Origin of the sequence: Terribacillus sp. 7520-G (assembly GCF_002271665.1) — a bacterium.
Taxonomy (GTDB): domain Bacteria; phylum Bacillota; class Bacilli; order Bacillales; family Amphibacillaceae; genus Terribacillus.
This window is the reverse complement of record NZ_NQFP01000038.1, coordinates 1-9710: the sequence shown is the minus strand read 5'-3', so window position 1 is coordinate 9710 and position 9710 is coordinate 1. Positions and strand designations below refer to the sequence as shown.

Sequence of the window (9710 nt, the reverse complement as noted above, 5' to 3'; positions counted from 1 at the left end):
AAAGTTGAATTTTTAAGTTACTAAGATATAAGAAGGTGATCTTAATGAATTTGAATCAAATTATCTTTAGAGAGGCAAAAATTCAAGATCTTGACAGAATAGTGTATATGTTATCAGATGATATTCTAGGAAGTAAGAGAGAAGATTATAAACACCCCTTGCCTGATAGTTACATAAATGCATTTCAATCTATAAACTCTGACCCAAACAATGAACTGATAGTAGCCTGTTATGGCAGTGAGATTATCGGTGTTCAGCAGATTACGTTTACTCCGTTCATTACTTATCAGGGCGGATGGAGAGCTACAATTGAAGGTGTTCGCACTGCATCTATCGTACGTGGGAAGGGTGTAGGATCTGAATTGATTAAATGGGCAATTCACCGCGCAAAAAAACGTGGATGTCACTTAGTTCAATTGACTACAGATAAAAATAGACCCGAAGCACTTCATTTTTATGAAAAGTTAGGATTTAAGCCATCACACGAAGGTTTAAAGCTACACCTGTAACGCAAAAGCACTTCCCTTATGTATTTTTTTAGCAATGACGCTCCTACTCACATTAATAATCAAGTCAAGGAGTTATCTATTTCTTTTCTCAGTAAGTATCTACCAAAGCATTCAAGTCATCATTAACCATGACTGCATATTACAACCTTTTCCTTCACATATTGATGGATCGGCCGCCTGGATCCATTCAGATGGCTGTCTGGAATTTACAAGATATCATTCACAAACCACAACCTGCCTTGAGAATGATGCCTTGAGCCCCTTGTTGGCAACACAGCGGTCAATTATCACAAAACCCGCCTTCTTGATCATCTCATCCATATCTTCGATAGTCAGGATGACGACTTTATCGGCTATCCTTCGTGCTTGCTTAATAATGGTATATTGTTCCTCCGCAGTGGCACGAGCATACAAATTATAAGGCATGTCAATGATTGCCACATCATAATGACCTTCCTGCTCGGCTATGTCTTTTACAGCCACAGCGCCTTGGTAATTGAAATGCGCGATATTTTTCTGTGCACCCTTCACTACAAGTGGATTTCGATCGGCTCCGAGAATGGGAATACCCATCGAAAGGGCTTCCACGAGGACCGTGCCAATTCCGCAGCATGGATCGATCACGCGGATACCTGCTGGATCCGGAACGGCGATATTCACAACGGCTCTGGCCAAACGAGTGCTTAAGGCCGTCGAGTACTCATGTGGTTTCTTTGAATGTTTCAGCCACAGTGATTCGCTCGCTTGATACTTTCCAAAATACCAGCGTCCTTTAAAGGGAACGATTCCGAAGAGAAAATCCGGATTTTGCATTTTGGCCTTCCCTATAATATTCCATCCAACTTCCTTCTCAATAGCCCGCTGTTCGTCAAATTCTATCTTCCGTCCATCGGAAAGGTCATTAATTTTTATGTAAAGTACCTTGAAGGTTTTGTCATTTAGCTCCAACAGACGGACCTGCTGGGCAATCTCGACGATAGACGCTCCTGAATAGAGAATGGAAAGCCTGCCTTTTATGAATGGACTCCTGCTTGGATCGATTTCTTTCGTGCTTTTGATAATGTTGTCTGCTTCTTGTCCGAAGAGCATTCTTTGCTCCAATTTGCGAAGCGAGTATTCTTCCCTGCTTGTCGTATAAGTGTATAGATATTCCGCTGGTGCAATCACTGCAGTCGTCATGTATCTGCCTTTCTTTAACCGTGATTTCTTTTATAGATATCCATTATAACAGAACCTGTGCATTTGTCCCGCGGCGTATAAAACCACATAATGAAGAAATTGCCGCAGGACTTCCAAGTTTGTTCAGTCATGGAATCCCAGACAGGTCCGAAAAGGGAACAGACAGGTTGGGGAAGGGTTTATCTTAGAAGAGGCATGGAAATGAAAAGAGGGCCAGGCCTCCCAGCAGACCTGGCTTAGATTCTTGATAAGACAATTGACGGATCCTAGGATGGATATTTTGCAATTAATTCCTGAATGCCTTAAGTTGTTGATTTAAGCCTTTGGTAGAAACATATACTTCCTGATAAACACGGAATAATTTTTTGTATCTTTGCACATTTGCAGCAATCGGCTTGAATTCTTTCATTTTTCCAGTAAATACATCGGCACATTCTTCAAGTGTGGAAAACCATCCGGCACCGACAGCTGCCAGCATTGCCGCTCCGACACCAGGACCTTGTTCACTCTTTAAACGCACAATCGTGGCGTCGAAGATATCCGCCTGCATCTGAAGCCATGTATCATTTTTTGCTCCGCCGCCGATAGAGACAATGGTATTGATGACTTTGCCATTTTCACGGAAAATTTGGATGGATTCATGGAGGGAAAATGTGATTCCCTCCAGTACGGCCCTGACAAAATCCTTGATAGAGTGAGCAGCATCCATTCCGATAAAACTTCCGCGAATGATCGAATCAGCAAAAGGAGTTCGCTCGCCGGAAAGATACGGTGTGAAAATCAATCCATTGGATCCGATTGGTACCTTGTCGATTCCGTCCAGCAAAGATTCAAAGTCTTGATCTTTGGCGAAAACATCTTTGAACCAATGAAGGCTGTACCCTGCCGACAGAGTGACACCCATTGTATAAAACGCATCCTTTTTGCCATGATTGAAATAATGCACCCTTCCACCAAAATCCAATTCACCATTGTCTTCATAAGACAAGATGACCCCAGAGGTTCCGATACTGCAAAGGGAGTCTCCTTCCTTTAAGATTCCGGATCCAATGGCTCCGCAGGCATTATCTGCCCCTCCAGCAAACACAGGAGTTGACGGGGACAGCCCTGATGCCGCAGCAAAAGCGGAAGTCAATGTCCCGACGCACTCATGCGATTCCACAAGCGGTGGACATAAAGAAGGTGGAATACCCAGGATTTCACATATCTCCCCACTCCATGTTTTTTCACTTATACTTAATAAGAGCGTTCCGGCGGCATCGGAATACTCGGTCGCTATGTGTCCGGTCATACGGTAACGGACATAATCTTTTGGAAGCAGGAATGTCGATGCCTTGCTGAATGATTCTGGTTCGTTTTCTTTTACCCATAATAATTTCGGTAGGGTAAATCCTTCAAGTGCCGAATTTTTGGTGACTGACAAAAGCTTCTCCTTGCCGACTCTATCATGGATTTCCTTACACTGTCCGGTAGTGCGTGTATCATTCCACAGGATTGCATGACGCAGGACATTTCCCTTTTCATCAAGTAAGACTAGGCCGTGCATCTGACCGGAAAAACTGATCCCTTCTATGTCTTCGATATTTCCTTCGAATTTCCTTGATAAGCTTTGCAGGGCGTCAATCGTCTGATGTATCCATTCTTCTGGATCTTGTTCGCTGAATCCGGATTTTTCCTGGATCAAAGGATAAGCCCTGGTTTCCTCCAAACAAACCTCTCCCGCTTTGTTTAGGAGCAGTATTTTTACAGCGCTTGTTCCCAAATCTATTCCAAGCACATATTTCAATTCCTCTCCCCCTTTTCACGAAATAATGGGATATACCAAAATGAAATCCCTTCATCTGGTATATCCCCTGATTGCCTATTCTGTCAGGACAGTTAATAAGTACTGATTGATTGTCGCTTTCAACTGTTCTGTACGCCCTGAAGTGTTTTTGATTTCCCCTAATCCCAAAGCATATTCCTCAAGCTTATGAAAGTCCGTTCTATTCTCCACTATCTCTTTTCCTATCCCGCTTTCATAGCTGCTGTAACGAGTTTCGATGAAGTCCTCCAATACGCGATCTTCCAGCAATCTCTCTGCTGTCTTCAGACCCGCTGCAAAGCTGTCCATCCCTGCAATATGTGCATGGAAAAGATCCTCTGCTTCAAACGATCCCCTCCTTACCTTCGCATCAAAGTTTAAACCGCCTTTACCAAGTCCGCCATTTTGCAGAATTTCGTACATCGCCAGAGTGGCAGCATATAAATCGGTCGGGAATTCATCGGTATCCCAGCCAAGCAGCGGATCACCTTGGTTTGCATCAACGGAACCTAATAAACCATGGATGCGTGCGACCCGCAGTTCATGTTCAAATGTATGGCCTGCCAATGTAGCATGATTTGCTTCAATATTGAATTTAAAGTGATCTTTCAAATCATAATTTTGGAGAAAAGCTAACCCTGTGGCTACATCGAAATCATATTGATGCTTTGTAGGCTCTTTCGGTTTTGGCTCGATCAGGAACTGCCCATTGAAACCAATTTCTTTTGCATAATCAACGGCCATATGCAAGAATCTGGCCAAATTATCCTGCTCCAGCTTCATATCTGTGTTCAATAGCGTTTCATATCCCTCACGTCCGCCCCAAAACACGTAATTCTCAGCTCCAAGATCTTTGGCTATTTCGAGCCCCTTCTTTACCTTGGCGGCAGAATAAGCATACACGTCCGCATTGGCCGCTGTCGCTGCTCCATGGACAAAGCGGGGATGGGTAAACATATTCGCTGTATTCCATAAAAGCTTCGTTTTGCTAGTCTTCATATACTCCTTGATCATGGCAACGATTGTGTCGAGATTTTTATTTGTCTCAGCCAAGGAACTTCCTTCAGGCGCAATATCTACGTCATGGAAACAAAAGAATGGTACATTCAGCTTTTCGAAAAACTCAAATGCTGCTTCCACACGTGCTTTAGCCAAGTCCATACCTGAGAATCCATCCCATGGGCGCAGCATATTCCCGCTGCCGAATGGGTCGGAACCATCCATGGTCATCGTATGCCAAAATGCAACACCAAACCGGAGTATTTCTTCCATTGTCTTCCCAGCGACCTTTTCCTCCGGGTTATAAAATTTATAGGCAAGCGGATTGGTAGAACCAGCACCCTCGAAGACGATTTTGTCAACGTTTTCAAAATAAGCCATAACATTACCCCCTATTTTTTTTGCTTGAAATATCTATCCAAACAGCCAATATGAGAATCAAACCTTTTACGATGTATTGCCAAAAAGCTTCTATGTTCATAATGCTCATTCCATTGTCGATGCTGGCCATTATCAGGGCGCCAATCAAAGCACCGGTGATTTTCCCTTTACCTCCCATAAGACTGGTCCCGCCAATGACACATGCCGCTATGGCATCCAATTCATACATGTCGCCGGCACTGACAGTTGCCGCATTCAGTCTGCTTGTAAGCAGGATCCCACTGACTCCCGCCAACGCTCCCATCGAGATGAAAACCCAAAGTGTATTCCATTTAATATTGATACCTGATAATGCTGCTGCCTCCTGATTCCCTCCGATTGCATAGACATAGCGTCCAAATGCAGTCTTGTTGGATACGAAAATAAAGATGGCTGCCAGTATCAAAACGATGAATATAGGAACAGGGATTCCCAAATAGCGATTCAACATATAGGTGGCCAACAATATGAAAAAGGAATACACGGCTGCTTTTCCATAATCCATGAAACCATTGGCTACGACCAGCCCCAATTGCTTCCGTTTAAAGCGATTTCTAAAAGTTCCATATACCAATAGGGCAATACTGATTGCCGCCAGGATATACCCTGGTACATATGGAAGATAGCTGTTTCCGATTTGTTTAAAACCTTCATTCATAGGTGCTACCGTTTGCCCCTTGCTGATTCCGATCAATATGCCTCTGAAAACCAGCATACCAGCCAGCGTAACTATAAAAGCAGGTACTGCCCGATATGCCACCCACCATCCCTGCCATAATCCGAGCAATGCTCCGGCAAGAACCGTGATAAGGAGCACAGGTATGGTACCCCAGCCATGCCAGACCTGTAATATAGCGGCTATCCCGCCAAGCAGCCCGACCAAAGATCCGACAGATAAGTCGATATGACCGGCAACAATTATCAACGTCATTCCAATTGACAGTACAGCAATCACCGACATCTGTGTGAATAGATTGGAAATATTCCTGGATGACAGGAACTCCCCTCCGGTGAAAACACTGAAAATAACGGCGATCAACACTAATGCAAAGAGGAGAGTGTATGCTTGATAGTCCAGTTTAAAGCTGATTTTCCGCTGTTTTTCCGTTGCTCCATTAGCCGATGGAAGCGGACTGTTCACTTCGATCCCCTCCTGTTGCGCAAGTCATGATCTTTTCTTGAGTGACATCATCCCTTAGGAATTCCCCAGCAACCGTTCCTTCGGACATGACGATTATTCGATCGGACATACCCATCACTTCAGGAAGCTCCGAAGAAATAAGGACGATCCCGACACCTTCCTTGACAAGTTCATTCATGATTTTGTAGATTTCATACTTGGCTCCTACATCGATTCCTCTGGTAGGCTCATCGAGGATCAATATTTTTGGCTTGTTCATCAGCCATTTGCTCAGTACCACCTTTTGCTGATTACCGCCGCTCAATTGACCAGCCTTTGTTTCAAGGTCGGGAGCTTTTAACTTCATCTTTTCTGTGATAATGGCTGCATGCTTGATTTCCAATGCACGATCAATCACTTTTATATTCATCACTTTATCAAGGGCGGCCAGCGTTGTATTTTTTGTTATATCCATCCCAAGCACCAATCCGTAACGCTTCCTGTCTTCAGAGACATAAGCCATTCCTTCATTGATGGCATCTGAAGGCTTTTTGATGGTTTTCCGTTTCCCATCTATCAAGACAGTTCCTTTCTTCTTGCCTTTGTAACCTCCAAACAGACTGACGAACAACTCTGAACGTCCGGCACCCATCAATCCGGCAAAACCAAGGATCTCTCCTTTTCGAAGATGGAATGACACATCCGCGAGCAATCTTTTTCCTGTTTCATCTGTAAAAGCGTAATCTTTCACTTCCAGGATTTTTTCTTTTCCGATTGCATGCGGCTCATATGGAAAAAGCTCCGTCAAATCACGCCCGACCATTTTGGAGATTATTTTTTGTTCCGTCATATCTTCGATAGGATCGGTACTGATCGTCTTCCCATCCCTCAAAATTGTCACAGTATCGGCAAGCTCCAAAACTTCCCCCAGTTTGTGGGAAATGTAGATACAGGTGACACCTTGGTGCTTTAAGCCATTCAGCAATTGTATCAATACTTTCACGTCACTCTCCGTCAACGCAGCTGTCGGCTCATCCAGGATGAGTATCTCCGTTTTTTTCGTAAGCGCCTTTGCGATTTCCAACAATTGTTGTTTCCCTACAGATAAATCACCCGTTCTGACTTGCGGGTCTATATTCAGTCCGATTTGTTCCAGCTTTTTCTTGGCTTCAGAGTAAATCCTGTTCCAATCGATAAACTTTCTTCTCATCAGATCATCGCCCAGGAAAAGATTCTCTGCAACCGACATTTCCTCCACCAGCGCCAGTTCCTGATAAATGATCCCTATACCTGCATCCTGCGCCTCTTTGATTGATTTGAACTCTGCTTCGTTTCCGTTAATGACAATTTTTCCGCTGTAACTATTCCGAGGGTAAACACCGCTGAGTATTTTCATCAAAGTTGATTTCCCTGCTCCGTTTTCTCCGCAGAGCGCGTGTATTTCTCCTTTTCTAACGGAAAACGTCACATCTTCCAAAGCACGTACACCCGGAAACTCCTTTGTGATGCCTTTCATTTCAAGTGCATACATGCCTGTATGTCCCTCCCGCCACTGATTGATTGTTAGGACTTTTCCAGAGTTCACAAGGTACATCCAGCTTGATTTTCATTTTGATGCCATTCCGTCACCTGTCCTTATGAATAAATAATCTCCGGCTCCATATTACCCAGCAGCTGGCCATTCACTCTCTGGTACGTTTTTATATACATCCTCAAGTGAATGAAATCCATCTTTGATCACGGTATCAGCCAAGTTATCTTTATTCACCTGGATTGGTTCGAGCTTGATGAATGGTACATCCATCTTTCCATTGTTGATGGTGGAGTCAGCTTTGACTTCCTCCCCTTTTGCCAGCTGGACTGCCACTTCGGCACTTTTTGTCGCAATTTCTTTAATCGGCTTATAAATAGTCATTGTCTGTGTGCCTTCTGCAATTCGCTGTACTCCGGAAAGATCGGCATCCTGTCCGGATATGGCCACTTTCCCTGCCAGACCTTGGGCTTCCAGAGCCTGAATTGCCCCGCCAGCAGTACTGTCATTCGATGCCACGACTGCATCGACGTCATTTTTATTTGCGGTCAGCGCATTTTCCATGATTTTGAGGGCTTCATTTGCATCCCAGTTCTTCACCCATTGATCACCGATGATTTCAATATCCCCACTGTCCACGAGCGGCTGCAGGATATTCAGCTGACCTTCCCGGAATAACTTGGCATTATTGTCTGTCGGAGATCCGCCCATCAAGAAATATTTTCCTCTCGGTACTTGTTCTGTGAGGTATTCAGCCTGCATTTCGCCTACACGCACATTATCAAAAGATACATAGGCATCTATATCTGCCCCATTGATCAGACGATCATAAGAAAGGACTGAAATCCCTTCTGCCTTTGCCTGATCTACAACAGTCGAAAGAGCATCGGAATTGATTGCGATTATGACAAGTGTATCTATATCCTGGGACAGCATGTTTTGGATTTGGGACAGCTGTTTCGCTTCATCACCATCTGCAGATTGGACAAGGACTTCTGCACCCAGCTCTTCTGCCTTCTCCACGAAAAAGTCACGATCATGCTGCCAGCGTTCAAGTGTCAAATCTGAAACGGATAAGCCAATTTTAAGTTTATCGCCTCCCTCTCCTCTTCCAGAGTCGTCAGTACTGTCTTTACCAACATCTTGACCGCAGGCTGCTAAGACAAAAAGAAGTAAGCTAACCAAGCCCAGCAAAAGTAAGCCCTTACATTTCTTCACGTAACCTACACCTCCGCTTCTTTTGATAATCCATTTTCCATTTGATAATATCATCGAAAACTTAGTTTGTCTATACGATAAACTAAGTTTTATTTTAAATATTCCATTGCCTGTCCCTGCAATAAACGTATACTAATGCAATCCATTGCCTTATAATGTAAGTGTTTTCACGGATTCCTAAGCAAGCTGTCCCAATAGACTAACAGAAATCGGAGGTTTAAAAATGGAGAGAATCAGCAGTTCTATTTATCTCATATTGGAATGGATCACCCGTTTTGCTTATTTGAATGTCCTGTGGATCTTATTCACCTTCACCGGTGGGATTATCTTAGGATTTTTCCCTTCCACCACTGCCATGTTCACCATCATCAGGAATTGGTTAAGAGGAGAGTCCGATGCTGCGCTGCTTGGGACGTTTTGGTCATCATATAAAAAAGAATTTTGGAAAAGTAATAAATTGGGGATATTCGTTGCCATGCTCATGGTGATAATCATCCTTGATATTTGGTATTTGCACTTCCTTCCCCCTGTCTTGTCGTGGTTCCACATTCCTTTGCTGGTATTTATCCTGTTTTCCTTCCTTTTCTTATTTTATCTTTTTCCGGCATTTGTCCATTTTGATTTGAATGTCCGGTCAATCATTAAGCATGCCTTTCTCATCATGCTGATTCATCCGCTGCACACTCTCATGATCATTATCTGTCTAGCTTGTTTAACACTCATGATGTATGCGCTTCCTTCCTTGGCATTTTTATTTGGTGGAAGTGCTTTTGCTTTTACGACTATGTGGCTTTGCCTTCATGCTTTTACTGGAATGAATAAAAAAAACAGCGCATAAAAGGAGGCTGGGACATAACTAATTCCCCAGTGTTTAAAACCGAATCTTATCTTGAGCGCCGCTTCGGCAGAACACTCCGCTTTCCACGGGAA

General features: G+C 43.7%; 8 protein-coding genes. 2 read left to right on the top strand and 6 right to left on the bottom strand.

Translation table 11 applies throughout. The annotated features are described in order from the left end of the window. The first annotated feature begins 44 nt into the window (after window positions 1-44). Complete coding sequence (locus CHH53_RS13515; RefSeq protein WP_095216658.1) at window positions 45-509, top strand: GNAT family N-acetyltransferase; 465 nt, start codon at window positions 45-47, stop codon at window positions 507-509. A gap of 216 nt (window positions 510-725) precedes the next feature. Here the strand turns inward: CHH53_RS13515 and CHH53_RS13510 are convergent, their stop codons facing one another. From CHH53_RS13510 to xylF, 6 genes are all read right to left on the bottom strand, one after another. Further along, complete coding sequence (locus CHH53_RS13510; RefSeq protein ID WP_095216657.1) at window positions 726-1688, bottom strand: TRM11 family SAM-dependent methyltransferase; 963 nt, start codon at window positions 1686-1688, stop codon at window positions 726-728. A 286-nt stretch (window positions 1689-1974) separates the two neighbouring features. Then, window positions 1975-3474 carry a xylulokinase gene (xylB, locus tag CHH53_RS13505; RefSeq protein WP_095216656.1) on the bottom strand — a complete coding sequence of 500 codons (1500 nt, stop codon included), beginning with the start codon at window positions 3472-3474 and terminating at the stop codon, window positions 1975-1977. Between the two features lie 75 nt (window positions 3475-3549). Further along, the gene (gene xylA, locus CHH53_RS13500) at window positions 3550-4872 is read right to left on the bottom strand and encodes a xylose isomerase (RefSeq protein WP_095216655.1); all 1323 of its coding nucleotides are present in this window, start codon (window positions 4870-4872) and stop codon (window positions 3550-3552) included. A 4-nt stretch (window positions 4873-4876) separates the two neighbouring features. Continuing rightward, the gene (locus CHH53_RS13495; protein WP_095216654.1) at window positions 4877-6052 is read right to left on the bottom strand and encodes a sugar ABC transporter permease; all 1176 of its coding nucleotides are present in this window, start codon (window positions 6050-6052) and stop codon (window positions 4877-4879) included. Continuing rightward, on the bottom strand, window positions 6027-7562 hold the full coding sequence (locus CHH53_RS13490) for a xylose ABC transporter ATP-binding protein (RefSeq protein ID WP_095216653.1): 1536 nt from the start codon (window positions 7560-7562) through the stop codon (window positions 6027-6029). The genes CHH53_RS13495 and CHH53_RS13490 overlap by 26 nt, the downstream gene beginning before the upstream one ends. 132 nt (window positions 7563-7694) lie before the next feature. Then, window positions 7695-8780, bottom strand: a complete 1086-nt coding sequence (gene xylF / locus CHH53_RS13485) for a D-xylose ABC transporter substrate-binding protein (protein ID WP_233135108.1) — start codon at window positions 8778-8780, stop codon at window positions 7695-7697. Window positions 8781-9003: 223 nt separating this feature from the next. Here xylF and CHH53_RS13480 point away from each other — a divergent pair, with 223 nt between their 5' ends. Then, window positions 9004-9618, top strand: a complete 615-nt coding sequence (locus CHH53_RS13480; RefSeq protein ID WP_095216651.1) for a YesL family protein — start codon at window positions 9004-9006, stop codon at window positions 9616-9618. The last annotated feature ends 92 nt before the right edge of the window (window positions 9619-9710 follow it).

Bases quoted from the DNA above. Each gene is read 5' to 3' on its own strand.
- CHH53_RS13515 (WP_095216658.1), top strand. From the start codon at position 45: ATGAATTTGAATCAAATTATCTTTAGAGAGGCAAAAATTCAAGATCTT.
- CHH53_RS13510 (WP_095216657.1), bottom strand. From the start codon at position 1,688: ATGACGACTGCAGTGATTGCACCAGCGGAATATCTATACACTTATACG.
- xylA (WP_095216655.1), bottom strand. From the start codon at position 4,872: ATGGCTTATTTTGAAAACGTTGACAAAATCGTCTTCGAGGGTGCTGGT.
- CHH53_RS13490 (WP_095216653.1), bottom strand. From the start codon at position 7,562: ATGTATGCACTTGAAATGAAAGGCATCACAAAGGAGTTTCCGGGTGTA.
- CHH53_RS13480 (WP_095216651.1), top strand. From the start codon at position 9,004: ATGGAGAGAATCAGCAGTTCTATTTATCTCATATTGGAATGGATCACC.